This is a genomic window from Deinococcus sp. YIM 134068, from assembly GCF_036543075.1.
In the GTDB taxonomy this organism is placed as follows: Bacteria; Deinococcota; Deinococci; order Deinococcales; family Deinococcaceae; genus Deinococcus; species Deinococcus lichenicola.
Genome location: NZ_JAZHPF010000023.1, coordinates 1 through 17,528, shown reverse-complemented (window position 1 = coordinate 17,528; position 17,528 = coordinate 1). Strand labels below are relative to the sequence as shown.

Below are 17,528 nucleotides of genomic sequence, written 5' to 3'. Positions count from 1 at the left end.
GTCATAAAGGGGGAGCTCGGAACATCTGCCCCCATAACCCACCCTCAGGGTGGAGCCTTCGGGCGGCCCGCACGCGACCGCGCGGCGAACGGCGACCTGACGGACACAGTCCGTCCTCAGTCAGCAGTCAGAACCGGGGAACCTCCACACACCACCCTCACGGCGTGGTCCACCTCTTGGCGAGTGTGGAGGGGGAGCGGCAGTGAGTACCTGCAAGCAGTCGAGCGACGTCGGTCGTTAGCCTGCGGGCCTCTCAGCGGAACGGAGAGGCGGGGAAAGCGGCCAGCGGGACGGCGGTGCCTTCAGGCATCGTCGGTGAAGGTCTGTCCAGCGCGTCGGTGTGTCACGACCGGACCCATGAGCCTGTCAGGTTGGCCCCTGATCGGCTCTCAAGCTCTTGCAGGTGACGCTGCGAGGACACTTGAGATGAACAGTGACGAGTCACCCCTTACGCAACGTGTTCGTGAAGGCCTGGCGTTGCGCCGTTCTGTCGGCCATCCGGCAGAGTAATTCTTGAGCTGAAAGCGCGGCCCCCGGGTCTGCGTCAGCTGGAGCGCCCAGCTCTGGATGTGTCTGGCGCATCCTTGTAACCACTGGTCATCCGGTGGGTTTGAAGCGGCCCTGCTTGCGTGTGCGAACAAGCGGCGCCCTATTTAGGTTGGACCGCACCGTGACCCGAGCGTGATCGGTAGACGATAGGAGTTGATTCCTGCCGTCGGGCTCTCAGAAGACTTCGGTCATCTGGGGGCTTTGTCTTGTCTTGAAACGCAGGGACGCGAGCTACAACGCTTCGCTGGGTCTCCTGAGCAGTTTGAAGGCGCTCACCAACTGAACTTCCACCCCGTTGGGCAAGGCGGCGCGTGCGGCCAGCAGATCGGGATGCTGTGGCGCCCAGAGGGGATGGGTGACCAGGAGCGCGCGGGTCTTGCGGCGGCTTTGCAGGAGGAAGGTAGGGACAGCCTCGTTACGTTCCAGAGGCGTGTAGTCCAGTTGGGCGAGCGACCGGACGATGGGCGCCTCGCTGCCCCAGACCAGGGGAGCCCAGGGGTTCGGTCGTCCTTCCTGCGGAGCGTGCAAGCTGGGGGGAGCCAACGGATTCCGCAGCAGGGCCAGGAAGTCCAGCGCGAGGCGCCAGTCGAGCAGCGGGTGATAGGCCAGGTTCGTGTAGTCACGTAGGCAGCGGGCGCAACTGCCGTCGCAGACGGCGGCATGGTCGTGCCAGGCCGGGGTGAGGGAGGTGTAGGCGAAGTCGAGCAGACGACTGAATTCGCTCGCCTGCCCGAGGTGGGTGGCATACCCGGCCCCGTTCTCGAGGCGGTCACAGAGAAAGGCGTACCCCAGGGTCTCGCCGCCCGCCCCGTTGACGTAAAGCCCCGCGTCGAGTTCGCTGGGTTCCACGTCAAGCAGGGCGCCTGCGGCGGTGCGGAGGGTAAAGGCCAGCGTGTACCAGGCGGCGCGGCCATCGACGGTGGTGGTGGGGGCATGGGTGTGGTCGGGCCAGCGTTCCGGGCGGATGAGCAGGGTATCGGTGACGCGGCGGGAGAGCAGCGCCACCCTGCGGCTCCCGGCGGTGCGGGTGCTGGCCGATCCCGTGGTCAGGTCGACCTCGTACGCACCGGGGAAGCCCGCCTTGTCACGGAAGCTGAAGCCCAAGCGTCCCCCGTCATTGTGTGTGAGCAGTTCCTCGGTGCGGGCGGTCAGGAGGGTGTTGGCGACCTGGGCGGTGGGCGTGGTCGCGCCCCGCACCGCGAGGGTGGGGCGGGTGGAGCGGCCCATGTATTCGATATGCCCGTCGTAATCGTCAGGGTCGCCGTCGGTGAAGAAGTGGCGGGGCTCACGGGCGTCGAGAACCTTCACGCTGGCGGTGCCGCAGGTGGGACACACGGCGGCGCGGTCACCCACGCTCGCGGGGGCGGGCATGGGGTGGTGGACGGCCTGGCAGCTCTGGCACAGGCCGAGCAGCAGGGGATTGGGCTGCGACAGCGGTGGGTACAACCCGGGCGCGGTGCGGATCCGGCCCGACCCCGGTCGCACGTCCAGAACGCCGTGGACGGTGTGGATGAGCTTGTCCTTGACGATCTGCGCGCCGGGCGCGAACGACCCGATGGCGAGGTCCAGGTCGCGGTCGACGCTGTCCGCCTCGGTCAACTGCCCGCTCATGTTCTCCAGGCGCGAGAGGTACAGGTTGCGGACGCGGGTGGGAAACCCAAACATAGGCAGCAGCCCCGCCCCGGCGAGGCGCTCGCTGAGTTGCGTCTGGCTGTGACGCTCGTCGGCCACCACGTGGTCGACATCGACCACCAAGGTGTCAAGCACGTTCCGCATCAGCCCGGCGGGGTCCGTCTGCCCGGCGTGGGCCGCCAGGGTCACCGCGAGGGCTTCCAGGTCGGCGCGCTCTTCGGGCGAACTCAGGAACGCCTCGACCCTGGAGCGCAGCTCGGGCCAGCGGTCCGTTCGCCCGAACTCTCCGTGAACGCTCTCGCCCTCCTCGGGCACAAGACCCGCCAGGGCGCGACGCAGCACCTCCTTGACGAGCACGCGACGGAAGATCGTGATGCGGGCGGTGTCGAGATATGGCGGCGGTGGAGCGTCTCCGGTGATGCTTTCGGGCCGCTGGTAGTAATAGGCGTCGTGGGTGCGGTCCCGGCAAAAGGTCAGGGCCAGCGAGAGTCCGGCCCCGCGCCGACCTGCCCGTCCCACGCGCTGCTGGTAGTTGAAGCGCCGGGGCGGCATGTTGCTCATCACGACCGCCAGCAGGGACCCGATGTCCACCCCGGCCTCCATCGTGGTGGTGACGCTCAGCAGGTCCACGCCCTGCGCGCGGGGTTCCTCACCCGGCAAGAAGACCTCTTGGAAGTGCCGCTGGCGCACCGGGCGGTCGGAGGCGTTCGTCTGCCCGGTGAGTTCTTCCACGTTCATGCGGTACGGTGGCCCGAAGTCCCGCGCCAGGTAGGCGTAGTAGTCGTGCTCCTCCTCGTAGGTAGCAGGCTCCAGGTGGCTGTTTCGGCCTTGCTCTTGGGCGCAGTTCACGCAGGACCCAGCGGCGTGGTGCTGGTAGAAAGCGCGGCAGATGGGACAGCGCCAGCCCTGCGTTCGTCCGGGGAGCAGTTCAAGGTTGTTGGGCCGCAAATTCAAACCGTTTCCACTCGGCTGAGCGTGGTCGCCTGCGAGCAGCTGTTCGGTGAAGGCCTGCTGTTCAATGCCCACCACGTTCAGGTAGTGTTTGACCGCCTTGGGGAGGCTCTCGAGGGACCCCGACACGGCGTAGTCGCTGAGGGTATGGCGGCGTTTGACTGCCAGGAAGCGGACCACCGCGTCGGCTGCTTCCTGGACGTGAACCGGGGTGGACGCGGGCAACGGCACGTGCACCTGACCCTGTCCGACACTTTCCAGGGTACGGACGACGTGCGTGAACAGCACTTCCATGATCTCACCCAACAACCGTCGGTGCAGGCGTTCCACGTGCCGCTCGGCTTCCGGGTTGGGTTGGGGGTTCACGCCCCGGGGCGTCCAGCGAAAGGCCTCCTGCCAGGGTTTCCTGGTGCCGTCCTGCTGAAACCTCAGGGCACCGCGGGTATTACCACCGGGGCAGATACCGAGGTCCAGCAGCCGCCGGAACACGTCCTTCTCCAGCTGTCCGAGGGATACCCGGGTGGGGTACTGCCGGAGGAGGGCCTGCGCCTCGGCCTCGGTCTCCTCGTCGGCCAGTCCGTTGAGGGTGAGTAGCAGGGGGTTGAAGCGTTGAGCGTTCGCCTGGAACAGCACCAGGTCTTCGGGCGAGGCTGGGGCGCCTAGCACGTCTGCCAGCGCGGGGTTGACGTCCAGCAGGCGATCGCGCCCACCTGGGGCCAGTCCCGCCAGCACGCGGACGGCGGCCTCAAGGGACCGGCCCGCGGCTTGCAAAGCGTCCAACAGCGCGACCCGGACCATATCGCGGTAATGGTCGCGCTCCAGCCCGGCTGCCAGCCTTGCCGCGTCCTGGCGACTGTCACTGAACACCACCAGCTTCCGCGCCCCACCCCCACTGCTCACCTCCCGCATGAGTGAGCTGGCGAGCACCTGGGCAGCCTTCTGGAAGCCGGTGCGGTGGTGCCGCAGGGGAGTGGGGAAGCGCTTGCGCCTGCCGAAGTCGGTGTCACAGGCCGGACAGCTCGGGGGCATCGCGGGGGCCGCGTCCGCGTTGCCGGCCTCCACGCCGTACACCCAGACGGGCTGCATGCCCGGCTCCTGGCCCGCGCGGGGGGAGCGGGTGAGCAGGCCGGTCTGCCGCTGGAAGTGCGCCCGTTGCCAGAAGAACGTCAACTTCGAGGAGGTGGGCTTATGGGTCCAATCGTGCCTCTCGAAATCAGGGCTGTGGTCATGGGACGTGACCGGCCACAACACGGCGTAGGCCCCGTGGGTGCGCGGCCCGTCCCCGTCCGGCGCTCCCTCGAGGTCCGGGCGGTCGGCACTGAGCAGTTCCGTCGCGTGCTCCCCTCGCTTACGCTGGGCACCGTAAAAGGTCTCCCCACAAACGTCGCACACGATCAGGTCGAGCACACGGCTACCACATCCACAGGCAAGACGGTGCTCGTCGTGCAGGCGGCCGACAGTCCGGTCCTGGGACGGCTCATCCCGGGGTGGGCAGGCCGGGTCCGTGCAGGCCCAGAGATTTCGCACGTTCTGGAAGAACAGGTGGCCACGCAGCGCCAGGGTGGGGCGTCCGTCCGCGCACCGGGCGGTCGTCAGGGCGGTGAGCAGTCCCCGCAGCGCCTGGGGCTGGTGGAGCAGCAATCGGGCTCCCAGCACCTGGCTGCGCGTGGCCCGAACCTGCCCGCCCTCGTCCCGGCAGGCCTCGCGCACCAGCGCCGGGGCATGGAGGGCCGTCAGGGCGGTGGCGAGCGCGACCTCCGGCGGCCCATCGACCGGGAAGCCGAGATCGGTCACAAGGGCCGAGACGGCTGTCCCCGACACGGCGGCGGGGACAGGCGGGATGGTGGGATCGTTCTGCACGGCCTCGGCGAAGGCCTCGAAAGCGCGGGCATGGGGCGCGAGGCTTGCGTCCCCAGGCGGGGGCGACACGACCTGCCGACCGGTGATGAAGTCGAAGCGGTCGGCGGGCCGCCCGAAGAACTGCGTGAGGAAGCGCCGTCCCGCCGGGTCGTCCTCGAGGCTGGCGGTCGTGGCGATGACGCGCAGCTGCGGGCTGTCTGGGTTCAGGCCGAGCCGGGAGAGCAACAGCCGCACGATGAACGACACCTCGGTGCCCGGCGTGCCCCGGTAGGCGTGCAGTTCATCGACCACCAGGTGGAAGACGTGCCGCGGGTCGGCGGCCAGCCAGGCGCGGGTGGCCTCGAAGATCGGGCGCTCCACGTCGCGCATCAGCATGATGTTGAGCATGGAGTAGTTGGTGATCAGCAGGTCCGGTGGGTGGTCCTGCATGTCCCAGCGGCTCCACGCCTCGCCACCCGACGGGTCGGGGAAATGGTCGAGCAGTTCGGGCCGCCCGGCCCCCAACAGCGCTGTCCACTGCCGGTCGAGGGTCGTCAGGTGCCGGTGCAGGCGCCTCAGGTGGTGCTTGTTGCCGGGGCGGCCCGGGACCGCGGTCAGGCCGGTGTAGCGCCCGAAGGTCACGCGATTGCCGCCACGCCGGGCATCAAGCCACGCGGTCACGGCGGGAGCGTTGAGCACCGACCGCATCCTTTTGAGCTGATCCTCGACCAGAGCGTTGAGGGGGTAGAGCATCAGGGCCCGCACGGCGGCGGGACGGGTCACGTGCGCCCACTGCGATCCGGTCCGGTCTTCCCCCTGGCGCCACCACGCCCGCTCCGGGGCCGGAGCACCGACGGGGGTCCAGTCCGCGCTCTCGCGGGCAAGCTCGGCGAGCAGCGGCAGCAAGAATGCCTCGGTCTTCCCGGAGCCGGTTCCGGTGGTCACGACGAGGTCGCGTCCCTCCACGGCTCCTGCCGTCAGGGCACGGAACTGGTGGGCGTGCAGCGGCGTTCCGGGCGGCAGCAGCGGTCCGGCGAGGTGTGCCAGGTCGCCCAGGTGACCGGGCAGGGTGGCGGCCGCCTGCGCCAGGGTGTGTCCGCTGCTCTCGTAGGTGGCGACGGGTTCCACCAACGGTTCCTGGGTCAGCAGGCCGGGTCGGGCGAGCAGGGCCCGGCGCTCCCGGCGCAGCGCCGGGTTTTTCAGGGGAAAAGCACTCTCGACGTACAAGCCGTAGATGCGTTCCAAACGGGCGTGCAGGCCCAGCAGATCGTTCATTCGCTCTCCACGGCCAAGCCCAGCCGCTCCGCCAGGAGGCGAGCGAGATTCCCGGACACATTGGGATAGACGAGCCAGCCACCCCGGTGCTCGGGCAACCGGCCGCTGCACAGCACCAGGGCCCGCTCGTAGAGTTCCGGGGGCCGCTCCTCGTGCCGTAGGGCCAGCTCCCGGCGGTCTGAAGCGTGGCGCCACGCTCCCAGCAGACCCCGCTGCCCGAGCGCCAAGAACCGTAGGGCGAAGAATTCCCCACGGTACCAGGCCGCCCCGCTGCGCAGGGCGTTCACGACCCGGCCGTCGCCGGACGTCAGCTCGTACAGGCCCTCCTCGTCCGCCCCGGTGCAGGAGGCGAACTGCCGCCCATCGAACCGGCGCAGCTTCAGCGCACGTTCGTTCACGCTGCCCAGCCTCTCAAGCAGGGGCAGGAACCCGGCAATGTCGGGCAGTGCCTCCGCCAGCGGCCGCGCTGGCTCGCTGAGCAGCGGGCGATGTCCTGGGTCCGTCACCAGGACCCGGTCCGGTCCCCCCGGTTGTGCCTCCCGGTGGTCGCCGTGTACAGGGCGGCTGTCCCGCGCCCCGACGAGGAACCGGGACCGCTCCTCTCCGGCAAGTTCCACCTCGGCCACCGCCGGGGGTGCCACCGCCCAGCGCCCCCCGGCGAAGATTTCCAGGTGGCCGAGCAGGCGCAGGTGGCGGGCGAGCCGCGTGGCCATCACCGGGTCCCGTACTCCCAGCGACGCGGCGGCCGCGCGCAGGGCGGACCAGGAACCGCCTCCGGTCGCGGAGAGCCACCACAGGAGCCTCTCCCCCGCCCCGGGCGGCAGTTCCGCAGCGTGCCCGGGCAGCCGCGCCTCGGTATCGAAGGGGTCCTCCTGCGCCTCTCGCAGCACCCGGCGGTACTCCAGGCACTGTCCGAGTGCCTTCACCTGCAGGTCGCCGGACGTCATGTTCTCGATCTGTGCCAGGGTGAGTGGCTCCGGGAGGGGCGAGCGCAGGTGCGGGCAGTCGGCGAGGGCGTCCTCCACGTCCTCGGGCACCTCTCCCGGGTAACTGGTCTCCAGCGTCAGGAACAGCAGGAATTCACTGGTCGCGCCGCGTTCCACCCGCAGGCTCACCACCGTGTCCGTGAGCCTGCGGCGCCTCACAAATCCAGCCACGTTTTCGATTACCACGGGCGGGCGGCCGTAAGCGGTGTATGCCCGGAACCAACGCACTCCCATTCTGCCGGGCATTCGGGACAGACTCACAGGTCCTGAACGTACGCACCCCAGATGCGGCGTCCATTCACCTCCATCCCTTCGCGGCGCTCCGGCGGCACCGGGGCAGCGCGCAGTTCCTCCCAGGGCACCACCGTCAGGGTGCGCACGGCATGCTGGCCGCGAGACTCGGCGCTTAGCTCGAAGGTTCCCGGCGAATCCAGCGGCAGGGACAGCACCTCCCCCGGTGTCACGCCCGCCGCGAACACCTCCTCGCCGTCACGGCAGACCGTGAGGTGCGCGTCCAGGGAAAACGACATCACCCGCACGTCCGGACCCGCCCCGGCGAGGTAGGCCCCCGCCCGCTGCGTCCGCGCGCCGCCCTCCAAGTGGATGCTGACGCCTCCAGGAGGACGCAACGCCTCGTGCAGGGCGCGGGCCTGCCCCGCCGGGACTTCGCTCCAGTGGTTGCCGATCACCATCAAATCGCGGACCTCCACCCACCCCTCCCCGAGAGCGTCTGGCTGGCCTGTCCACGCGACGAGGCCCTCCTCCTGAAATCTCCGCAGGTCCGGCAGCAGGGTGTCGCGCACGAGCAGCAGCAGGTGCTCCCCCACGCCCGGTGTGCCCAGCGACGCGAACATCCCCTCGGCGTCCGGGTCGCGGCGCAGCAGCCAGTAGTCCCGGGCGGGCAGCACCAGCGCGTCCACAAAGGGATTGCCCGCCACCTCGAGGCGCACGCCGCGTGTCAGCTCTGCCAGCGTGACCTCACCGACCGGCCGGTAGTACCCGGGGCGTTCGAGGTCCAGCACCTCCGCACCCCCGGGAAACTGCACCGCCATTCTGGTCAGCCGGACGCCCCGTGGCTGACGGGGGAAGAGCTGGTACTCCGGCTCCCCGGTGCGCCAGTGCTCGCCCCGGTACAGCCCGGCCACCAGCTGGCGCGGCCCGACGCCGGTCGACTCGGTCACGTCCGCCGAGCCTCCTGAAGCGTGGAAGTCCTGCAGCACTCCCTGCAGGGCGTCATGCACGTCCTCGGCCGCCGCCCCGGTCCGGGACAACAGTTCCGCGAGCTTCTTCGTCAGCTCCCCGTCCGCGCGCAGCCGTGAGGCCAACGTCTCCCCATCCCAGCCTGCCGGGTAGCCCCGCTCGGCGAAGAGCCGGCGCAGGCGCTGCTTCTGGCCCTCCGCGATCAGGCACTGGCTGATGGGGTAGGCGATGAACCGTTGCGCGCCCTCTCCACCACGGGCGGTGCTGTCTAGCCCACGCCCCCGCAGGTAGGCCACCCATGCCTGCCAGAGAGGCTCCTCCGCCCCGGTGGGCAGCCCCGGGGGACGACCCTGTGGACTTGGTGGGACGCCGAGCACGGCAGCCAGACGCTTGAAGTAGTTCTTCTCATGGAGCTGCCCAGCGGCGTCGGTGGCCATGTTGGAGGCCGCCAGCACCATCGCGGCGAGGAAGGCCACGCCGACCGGACGCCCCTGCGGGTCCGAGGCGGCCATCCAGTCGCAGCACACACGCGCCTCGTAAATGCTGTTCTTGTGCACGGCACCGAGAAAGTCGGCGCGCCAGGAGCTTCCCGGCGGAGGCGGTCCCCACCACTGGACTCCAATGCGATTGAGCGTCTCGTCACTGACCTCCAGGTACACCGTGCTGCCCAGTGGAGCACCATGAGTCGCGTGCTCGAGCAGCGCGGTGTTCCAGGCTTGATAGTTCGGCATGCTCATATATGGCACATCCGGGGACAGACCGGGAGCAAATCTGCCGCTTTTTTCACAGATACAGCGAGACCAGGACCAGAGTCTCTCGTTGGGTTGATCTTTTCCCCCGTCACTCTCGTTTCTGCCGAGCGTCGTGACCTCGCTCGCACGAAAGCACTGCACGGCAAGTACGGGCACGTCATCCGACTGCCGCCAGGGTTGAACTCTCCCAATCGACTTCAGGAAAGAGGATGGCTGCCCAAACCACGAGAGGTCTGGTTTTCATAACGTTGATTGAACAAGGGGTAGTCCAAGCCCGGTTATGCTAAGGACAGAATGCACAAAGATACTGAGGCAACAGAGCGCCCAGAGCTGATCTACGGTGTCATCGAGGGAAGTGGTGGCGAGGGCGTGCAGGTTCTACCTGCCGAGGAGGTCCAGAACCTGCTCAAGGGCCAGCGTGCCTACAGCGTGGCCCGGACCTGGGGGGAGTTCCGGCAGTTGGCCCCTTCATCCTTTGTCGAGCTTGAGACACAGGCATGGTTGCAAAATCAAGAGGATGAGGAAGACCCAGGCCTGACGCCCGGAGACGACCTCGAGTTCACAACGGGCTATCCGGACGGCGACGCTCTCCATCTCTGGCCGCAAGCCCTGATGCTCAGGCTTCTTCCCGAGAAATTCCAGCAGCAGTTCGGAGAGGTCAGCGACACCACCCACAGTGGACCCTTCCTGCAGATCGATCCCAACCATGAGGAGGCCCTGATTCAGGCCCTGGAGGTCGAGGGATACGCTCTCAGACGCAACGACGACATGATGTACGGAGCGCAGGGCTACCTTTCGGTCGAAGAGTTGAACAGGCTGCTGCAGGAGTAGTGTTCCCCGCCATCAGGCTCAGCGGCTGCGGTGGATCTGGGGCAGGACAGCGCTCTAGCGTCCACCTCCGGGGAGACGGCGTGTGCTGCCCTGTCTCCCCGAATTCAGTCTTCCCGACTCAGCCCATCTTGGCCAGGACCCCAGCTACGATGTCCCTGAGTGAACAGACGGCGGCGGCCGTTTTGTGGAGCGCGGTGACATCCTCCTGCCTCATCACGAGATGACGCACCGGATGCATCACGCGGTTGCGCAGGTCAGGGATACCGCCTGTCAACTCGTCGAACTTGCGCCTCGAGCTGAACCCGAGTTGCCCGCGCAGCTCTTTCGAGGAGGCCACGACCGTAACGAGTTGCGTCAGGTTCAGGGCATGGACCGGACTGAGGTCGACACCCGCGCGCTTCGAGAGTTCCCAGCTCCCCACCACCCCGACCCGCTGCCCTTCAGGCAACCACTCCAACCAGGTCCAGGGGTCGTCATAGACCACCTGCATGAGTTCGGCGAGATGTGTCTCGAGGTCGGCGAGCAGGGAGTAGAGCCGCGCGCGGAAGGTATGCAGGTTGAAATCTGAGAGAGTGAACAGGCCTACCAGGTTTGGTGTGCTTACGGAACCGTCAACCATGTCACCGGCCACGAGGACCGCCCGCCGCATCGACATGCTTGTGAGAAGCCCGTCGAGGGTGGTGTGCTCATGCACCCACGTCAGCTCGGCATCACGCTCCTCGAGCGGTTGCCCTGTCTCGAAACGCTCACGGGCAGTCTTTGTGTAAATTACGCCGACGACACGACGGTTTGCGTCCAACAGAGGCGCATGGTCGTAACGGCGCGACTCCAAAGCGACGAGACGCTCCAGGTCAACCGAGCCGCTCGTGAGCGTGAGGCAGTCTTCCAGGGTGGTGTAGAGACCCTGGAGGAAGAGAGGGCTGTACAGACCCGACACCTGCGGTTCGGGCGAGCCGGATTTAGGCGTTGCAGTCAAGTCATTCTCCTGGCTCCTGGGGTCACCTATTTCACATTGTCACACAATTACAAGATTGAGGTTGTATGGATTTGCAGCCTTGTGAGACAATGGAGATGTGAAAGTCATCAGTGTGCTGAGCAGGAAGGGCGGCGTGGGCAAAACATTACTATCGATGGGTATCGCACAGGTCCTCGGCGAATCAGGTCACACGGTCGCGCTCCTGGACCGAGATCCTGAGGGATCGGCGATGGGGTGGCAGCACAACGCCCAGGTAGCGGGAGTTACCCTCCCTTACCGGGTCATTGGCCCTATCGAGGCAGCCAGGCTGGGGACAGTCGACTACCTGGTCATTGACACCCCGCCGAATGACACGCGAATCCTCAAGGACACGGCGAGGCAGTCTAATGTGCTGATCATTCCGCTGCTGCCGGGTGCCGGCGAGGTCGACCGCTTGCAGGAGACGGTGGCCGCCCTGGGTGAGGCTGAACTCGTGGAGGGTGCCCGACTGGGTTTCGTCCTCAATCGCCTGGACAACGACAACGTGTCGGCGGCAATGCCCAGTGCCCTGGACGAGTTGGGCTACCCGGTGGTAGCCCGGGTGCGTAAGGCGGTGGGGTACCAACGCGCCTTTGGAAACCTGATCCCGGCCGAGCTCACGGTGCCCTTTCGCGCGGCTCTCACCGAACTGGAGGTCACGGCATGAGTAAGAAGGCGACGGATGCGAGTTCCATCCTCGGCGCAGCGCGGCGCGCGCAGGACGTGCCTCGGCCTCAGAGTACACAACCACAATCTTACACAAATATAGTTTCACAGGAAAATGAGAGTGTGAAAACTCCCACTTCTGCGGTAGAGAAGCGGGTGAACGTGGCGCTGCGTGCCTCAACGCACAAGCGGCTGAAGTTCGTGGCGCTGGAGCGGGACATGACAGTACAGGACCTAGTCGAGGAGATTTCACTGGCGTATCTGATGACGCGCTCCTCATAACGCTACCTGGCGGCCGCGCGCTCTTGCTCCAGGGACCCGCATCCACCCGGACCGTCACCCACGGGCAGAGGGCCTGAACCCGTAATCGCTTCAGCCAATGCAGGTCCGTTTCCCTGCCCTTCGGGTCGTCGAAGATGACGCTTCCGTCTGCCTGGAAAACTAGGAGGTCGCAGACGTACCGCGTGCCCCGGCAGGCGGAGAGGGACTCGCCTCGCGAGGCTCACGACCTCGCCTGACCGCCCAAGCAGACACAGGTGGTCGTAGTGCGAGCACTCAAGGCCCGAGCCGTATTGCATCCCGTCTCGGACGACTGCGACTGCCCGGACTTGTATGGGTCCGTCGGGGAAGCCACGCCGGAGCGCAGTAGAGCTAGCTAAGTAAGCGTAGAAGTGCCGATTTCTGCCTGTGCTGACATCTCCGGACGGGAAAGAGGTCTATAGCAGGGACGTGACGGGGGAGAGATCTACCTGCGGAGTCCAACGTGCCGTCTCCGGCAGCGAGGACGGCACTTGGGGCAGATGGAGAGAAAGGATCATCTCCATTGAGGAGTGTGTTTTTGCCCCGTTGCGTCTCGCCGCAGCTCTCCTGACACCCCCTTGTACCACGCCGGCGTGTCATTGTGTGAACTCACATTCAGCTCAGCGGGGAGGCTGGCGCCCTCCCAGTCCGGACGAAAGTAAATATCGAGGTCACCTACGGCCCTTGAGCGCTGATGGCGCGGCGACGCCCCGGGCCTTCAGAGGAGCTGGTGGCGCTTCTCTTCCTCGTACACGCGCTCCAGCACGAACTCCTTGAGGAGCGTCTGGTAGGGGGTGCCCTTGACTTCGGCGAGCTGGCGCAACCGCCTCTCTAGGTCTACGCCCAAGCGCAGGCTCATAGGCGTGGAGCGGCGGGAGCGGGGAGGCGGCAACAGGTCCGGGTCCGCGTTCCCAGCGTCGAGCAGATGCTCGGCCAGGCCGTGGGTCGCCCAGAACTCCGCCTCCTCATCCTCACTCTGGAAGGCCGGAATCTGGCTCATGTCCGTGATGATCGTCAGTTCGCTCATGTCTACCTCCGGTAGGCCTGCCGCTCGGCAGAGGTCGCCGCGCCGGGTCAGGACGACGGTGAGGAGGCGGCCCCCGTCCGTCTTGCCCGTGACGGCCTGACGGCGTTCCCCGCCCTGGACTCGGTAGGCGGGCGCGGCCACCCGCCGGGGATCCGTCGCTGCTTCCTCGGCTTCTTCCGGGTCTATGCCGTGCCGGGCGATGTGCCCCTCGTTGGCGTCGTCCCAGTCGAACTCCATGATTTAGTGTAGCGCAGATGCGCTACCACCGGAGCGGGAAGTGGGGGCGGGGTCTTGGACCTGTCGGTTGAGGTTCATGTCCAGAGCGTGATCAGCCTCGCGGGGGACGGGAGTTCCGGGGGGAACGAGGGGTGGGCCGTGGGGTCGATTCGGGGCACGGCTGAAGCCTGCCCGAGCTGGTCTTCGACAACCCACGCTGCGCTCCTGCCCCGGGGGGCAGGGGCCGAGGCGGGGGAGGAGCGGCGGAGGGGGGTGGGCCGGAGCACGGTGGACATGCCTGAAAGCCTGCGCTCCCCGCCGGGCACGCCGTTACCAGATCTGGTGGCGCTCGTCAGTTCCCACCCGACGACCCGACGAAGAACCCCCTGCATAACGCGCAGGGGGTCGGCGAGCTGGAGGGCGAGGGTCAGGTGCGGCGGCGGGCCTTGGCGTAAGGGTCACGGCGGTGGCCAGCCTGGCGGGCGCCGATGGCGAGAATCGTGACCGTGTGGTCCGCCCGATCCACGGCGTACACAACGCGGTACCGCTTGCTGGCGGCGTACACGCTGCGGAGTCCGGCGAGGGGCGCGGTCAGGGGTTTGCCGAGGTCGGGGTTCTGAACCACCTGCACAATGCGGCGGTTGATCTGAGCGAGGGTGGTGGAATCGATCTTGTTCATATCCGCCTTGGCTGCAGGGTCAAGGACGAGGGTGTACTGGGACATGACTGCTCTCCGTGCTGGTGGGGGCGGAGAGCAGTCGGGCGCTCTCCTGGGCTTCTGCCGTCCTTCGAGGTCAGGAGGACAGAAGCTCAGGGTGCACAGGGTTGAACGGTCAAGGGGATACTGAGAGGCCGCCTGAGCAGGACGCCGCAGCCGTCACGAATCATAGACATGAAGCGCACCAGGGCGATGATCAGCGTGACGAACCGGAAGATAGGACTCTGCGTGAAGTACTTGAAGCCAAACAGCCTGGCAATTGCAGGACCAATCTGGATCGCGAATGCTTTCAGAAACTTGTCAATAAAGTGAAACGAGGCTTCTTCTTGGTCAGCAACTTTAATGACAGAGACCCACAGCAATTCGCTCAGGTCCTCATAGACGCCCCGGAAGTCCACCCCCGATTCTCCTCGAGCGTTGATGTACCGCTGGGCAAGTACAGAGATGCCTTCCTGCCATACCAGATCGACCGTTTGACGCGCCCTGTGTACCTGTTCCGAAGTTTCTTTCTCGGTCCAGGACCGGACTTCATCCTCAGTGGTTTGCCTGGCTCTTTCAATCAGTTCCGGCCGCTGAGAGAGAGCAATGAAGTTCTTCTGGAGAGCGACGAACAACCGGTGTTGCTCAGAATGCGTCAACTGCTCAAGGTGCTGTCCGAGCTGATCGTTCACGAGGGCACCTTCCGGTCGTTGTAACGGGACAGGCGCTCGAGGATGTCGGGGTGATCGTTAAGGACCTCATTGGTCTCCTCGTCGTCGGTGTAGGGAACATCGGCAGCGCTGCGGCGCACCTGGGCGGGCTCAACACTGCCGGCGATCAGGTCGCCGACCTGCACGGTCTTACCGGTCAGCGCTCCGAGCGCAGCCATGATGTGTTCCAGATTCTCCAAGTCGACGCGCTTCACGCTTTCGCCGCGAGCCATTGCAAACACGCTGCCCCGTGCGACTAGACCTTCGGTTTCCTTCACGAGCCGGTAGGCCGTCAGGCCGTGTTCGCGTAGGAAGGTGTCCAGGGAGAATCTCAACGTCATAGTGACAGAAAGTTATCACTAGTGACAGGTAGTTGTCAATCCATCTACCCTCGCTCCATCTGACCAGACACCGCCTCCTCCCACCACTCCCGCGACTGTTGCGACAGCAGCTCGGCGGCGCGAGCGCCGGTGACATTGGACTCGTCCCACTGTTCGGCCATCCACTCCAGCGCCGTGACGATCTCCTCCTGAGCGTCCAGCCCGGCGGGAGCACCCAGCAGCTCGTGCCGCAACCTCCCGAGGGGCGTGCTCGCCAGCGCGTCGATGCCGGCTGAGCCTCACGAGGGCCCGGCACTGCCGCTCGACCCGGCACCAGTGAGTGAGCTCGACGGGCGGCTTGAGCCGCCGCCTGTCCGGGGCCCACCCCGCCGGACCGCTGTTGTTGCCCTGCCGCCGGAACCCGGACACGCCCACTACTACCTGCGTGCTCGTTGCCCGGGTCACGACCTCTTCCTCCACCTGCACGAGGGTCACCCGGTCCGCCGCCAGGGCTAACCCTTCGGCGGGCACGAACGCCACCACCAATACTGGGTCACCCGGTCGTAGGCCAGCCAGGTCAGGCGATCTTGCGTCACCGGCGCCTCCCTCTCTCGCACGCCCGGCACACCCGCCGCCCGTCCCCGCGTATCCGCAGGTTCTCGCCGCCGTACCAGTGCCCCCTCGGGCAGTGCGACACGCGGGCCGCCCGCGCCGCCGCCCCCTCCCCGCGCAGGATGTTTTCTCTGTTGGTGACGGCTTCGAGGTGGTCCGGGTTGACGCACCGACGGTTGCGACAGCGGTGGTCGAGCACCAGGTCATCCGGGATGGCATGCCCCGCCAACAACCAGGCCACCCGGTGGACGGGGGTGCTGCGCCTCGCCACCCGCACATGGCCATACCCGTCCGAGAGGGCCCCCTGCCACTCCCAGCAGCCCGTCCCCTCGCCCCGCTCGACGCGCTCCTAGAAGCGCGTCTGGAACTCGGGCGTGAACAACGTCGCCTCCAGAGAGGCGGACGTGGACCCAGGGCGCCGGACAGGTGGCAGCTCGCCCAGCAGGGGCGGGGAGGGCGCAGTTGGCTGGATCCACGTCATGAGGCCAGCGTGACGGCCAAGGGCTCGTCTAGCAAGTGCAGGGCGAAGGGTTGCGGTGGCCGCCGCTTCGGCCTCCAGCGGTGCCAGCGTGCTGGGACGGGGGCGTGCACAGGTGTGACGGACTCCACGAGAAGCAGGCCGGAGGCGGCGCGCAGCACCCGGCCCTCGACCTGGACGTGGAAGGTCGCCGGGTCCAGGTCGAGGACGCTCGCCGTCGCGTGCAGGGTGATGACAAAGGGCAGGTCGGTGGCCTGCGACGGGCACACCTTCACCTTGATCAGCCCTTCGCCCCGGTCGAGCTTCAGGAGCTGCCCAATCACGCTGACGCTGGAGCCGTTCGGCTGCTCAGCGGACCGGACCAGCCGGGGGAAGGTGAACAGGTCGCGCAGACTGCCGGCTGGCGCCGTGCGCGGGTAGGCGCGGAGGGTAACGCGCGCCTCGCCCTCGGGGCACCAAGATGTCCGAACATCCAGCCCATTCACCGTCACGCCCTTGCGGGCGGGCACAGCCCAGCCGGTCAGGGTCACCACGGCACGGTGGGGGAGAGCCGGGCCCTTCACGAGGCCTCCCTCGGCGTGTCCTTGGGCACGGCGGCCGCCCGCTCGTGCAGCCCGCACATGCCGCTCGTGTCGCCGTGATCGTATTCGAGGATAGCGACCGGACGTACCGAGCCGGGCTTGAGCCCCAGGGCCTCCAGGTCGTCCGCCGTAGCGAGTTCGGGCGGGTAGGTGCCTTTGTAACGGGGGAGTGGGGGAAGTTTGCGGGTCATCTCAATGCACCCTCCGGTAATCCTTGCTGAGCAGGAACGACGAGAGCTTCTCTCCAGTGTGCAGGTCCACGCTAGGCCCGTCGTAGGCCACGACCGTGACGATCCTGTCCTCCTGGCGCTTGTGCTCCCAGCGACTGCCCACCTCGATGCTGTCTCCCAGCTTCGGGGGCTCCCCCTCCTGTGGCGTATGGAACACGGCCACTTTCACACCCACATTCTTGACATCGTGGATGGGGCTGCGGAGCCGCTCACCAGCCTTCACCGGCTTCGGTGCCGCCGACGCACCCCCGATCAAGCGGTCCAGCCCCCAGATCACCCCCGTGCCCATCTTCTTGCGCCCCGCCTGCGCATCTACCTGCGCCGCCCGCGCCACCTGTTCGATCTCCGCGAGCGAGAGCCGGAACCAGTCCTCCCGGTTCAGCCCCCCCGACAGCGTCGGCTGCTTCAGCACATCCACGAACAGGTCCTTGCCCAGCAGTTCCCGCACCCGCTTCCACTGCGGACCGTCCGGCGCGGCCACGGGACGCTTCAGAAGCTCTGCCCGGTCCACGGCCTTCAGGTCATCCAGGCTGGGGCTGCACGGGGCTTCCGGGGCCGGGCCCGCCGCCCCGCCGCCCGGAACCTTTTGTACGGACGTGGCCTGATCGTCCAGAATTCCAAGCGACCTGAGATCCTCGTCCGTGACGGTGGGAGTGTCCTCGCCGTTCGCCGCGTCAGCGGC

Annotated in this window: 16 protein-coding genes; 3 read left to right on the top strand and 13 right to left on the bottom strand. The window is 67.0% G+C overall.

The genetic code is table 11. The features are described 5' to 3' along the window. Positions 1 to 780 precede the first annotated feature (780 nt). The 3 genes from V3W47_RS16550 to V3W47_RS16540 form a co-directional block, all read right to left on the bottom strand. On the bottom strand, positions 781 to 6,246 hold the full coding sequence (locus tag V3W47_RS16550; protein WP_331826331.1) for a DEAD/DEAH box helicase: 5,466 nt from the start codon (positions 6,244 to 6,246) through the stop codon (positions 781 to 783). Continuing rightward, positions 6,243 to 7,391 carry a hypothetical protein gene (locus V3W47_RS16545; RefSeq protein WP_331826330.1) on the bottom strand — a complete coding sequence of 383 codons (1,149 nt, stop codon included), beginning with the start codon at positions 7,389 to 7,391 and terminating at the stop codon, positions 6,243 to 6,245. The genes V3W47_RS16550 and V3W47_RS16545 overlap by 4 nt, the downstream gene beginning before the upstream one ends. A gap of 98 nt (positions 7,392 to 7,489) precedes the next feature. Then, positions 7,490 to 9,163 (bottom strand): hypothetical protein, encoded by a 1,674-nt coding sequence (locus V3W47_RS16540; protein ID WP_331826329.1) that lies wholly within the window; start codon positions 9,161 to 9,163, stop codon positions 7,490 to 7,492. Between the two features lie 315 nt (positions 9,164 to 9,478). Here V3W47_RS16540 and V3W47_RS16535 point away from each other — a divergent pair, with 315 nt between their 5' ends. Next, a complete protein-coding gene (locus V3W47_RS16535) occupies positions 9,479 to 10,015 on the top strand; it encodes a hypothetical protein (RefSeq protein WP_331826328.1) in 537 nt (178 codons plus the stop codon). A 118-nt stretch (positions 10,016 to 10,133) separates the two neighbouring features. Here the strand turns inward: V3W47_RS16535 and V3W47_RS16530 are convergent, their stop codons facing one another. Continuing rightward, the gene (locus V3W47_RS16530; RefSeq protein ID WP_331826327.1) at positions 10,134 to 10,991 is read right to left on the bottom strand and encodes a hypothetical protein; all 858 of its coding nucleotides are present in this window, start codon (positions 10,989 to 10,991) and stop codon (positions 10,134 to 10,136) included. 97 nt (positions 10,992 to 11,088) lie between these two features. On the opposite strand from V3W47_RS16530, the gene V3W47_RS16525 reads away from it, so the two are divergent. Both V3W47_RS16525 and V3W47_RS16520 read left to right on the top strand, forming a co-directional pair. Continuing rightward, entirely contained in the window at positions 11,089 to 11,676 is a 588-nt protein-coding gene (locus tag V3W47_RS16525) for a nucleotide-binding protein (protein ID WP_331826326.1), read from the top strand. A gap of 122 nt (positions 11,677 to 11,798) precedes the next feature. After that, positions 11,799 to 11,957: a hypothetical protein gene (locus V3W47_RS16520; protein ID WP_331826325.1), complete on the top strand. Its 159-nt coding sequence runs from the start codon at positions 11,799 to 11,801 to the stop codon at positions 11,955 to 11,957. A 736-nt stretch (positions 11,958 to 12,693) separates the two neighbouring features. Here the strand turns inward: V3W47_RS16520 and V3W47_RS16515 are convergent. The 9 genes from V3W47_RS16515 to V3W47_RS16475 form a co-directional block, all read right to left on the bottom strand. After that, positions 12,694 to 13,239 (bottom strand): CopG family antitoxin, encoded by a 546-nt coding sequence (locus V3W47_RS16515; protein ID WP_331826324.1) that lies wholly within the window; start codon positions 13,237 to 13,239, stop codon positions 12,694 to 12,696. A 406-nt stretch (positions 13,240 to 13,645) separates the two neighbouring features. Then, positions 13,646 to 13,942: a type II toxin-antitoxin system RelE family toxin gene (locus V3W47_RS16510; RefSeq protein ID WP_331826323.1), complete on the bottom strand. Its 297-nt coding sequence runs from the start codon at positions 13,940 to 13,942 to the stop codon at positions 13,646 to 13,648. Positions 13,943 to 14,028: 86 nt separating this feature from the next. After that, positions 14,029 to 14,607: a hypothetical protein gene (locus V3W47_RS16505; RefSeq protein ID WP_331826322.1), complete on the bottom strand. Its 579-nt coding sequence runs from the start codon at positions 14,605 to 14,607 to the stop codon at positions 14,029 to 14,031. Further along, positions 14,604 to 14,966: a helix-turn-helix domain-containing protein gene (locus V3W47_RS16500; protein WP_331826321.1), complete on the bottom strand. Its 363-nt coding sequence runs from the start codon at positions 14,964 to 14,966 to the stop codon at positions 14,604 to 14,606. Before V3W47_RS16500 ends, V3W47_RS16505 begins: the two co-directional genes overlap by 4 nt. A gap of 44 nt (positions 14,967 to 15,010) precedes the next feature. Next, the gene (locus tag V3W47_RS16495; protein WP_331826320.1) at positions 15,011 to 15,199 is read right to left on the bottom strand and encodes a hypothetical protein; all 189 of its coding nucleotides are present in this window, start codon (positions 15,197 to 15,199) and stop codon (positions 15,011 to 15,013) included. 338 nt (positions 15,200 to 15,537) lie between these two features. Beyond that, positions 15,538 to 15,834 (bottom strand): HNH endonuclease signature motif containing protein, encoded by a 297-nt coding sequence (locus V3W47_RS16490; protein ID WP_331826319.1) that lies wholly within the window; start codon positions 15,832 to 15,834, stop codon positions 15,538 to 15,540. A 200-nt stretch (positions 15,835 to 16,034) separates the two neighbouring features. After that, positions 16,035 to 16,598: a hypothetical protein gene (locus V3W47_RS16485; protein WP_331826318.1), complete on the bottom strand. Its 564-nt coding sequence runs from the start codon at positions 16,596 to 16,598 to the stop codon at positions 16,035 to 16,037. Continuing rightward, on the bottom strand, positions 16,595 to 16,807 hold the full coding sequence (locus V3W47_RS16480; RefSeq protein ID WP_331826317.1) for a hypothetical protein: 213 nt from the start codon (positions 16,805 to 16,807) through the stop codon (positions 16,595 to 16,597). The genes V3W47_RS16485 and V3W47_RS16480 overlap by 4 nt, the downstream gene beginning before the upstream one ends. Position 16,808: 1 nt before the next feature. Then, positions 16,809 to 17,528 (bottom strand): hypothetical protein (locus V3W47_RS16475; RefSeq protein ID WP_442877238.1); only part of this gene is annotated, 720 nt, incomplete at its 5' end.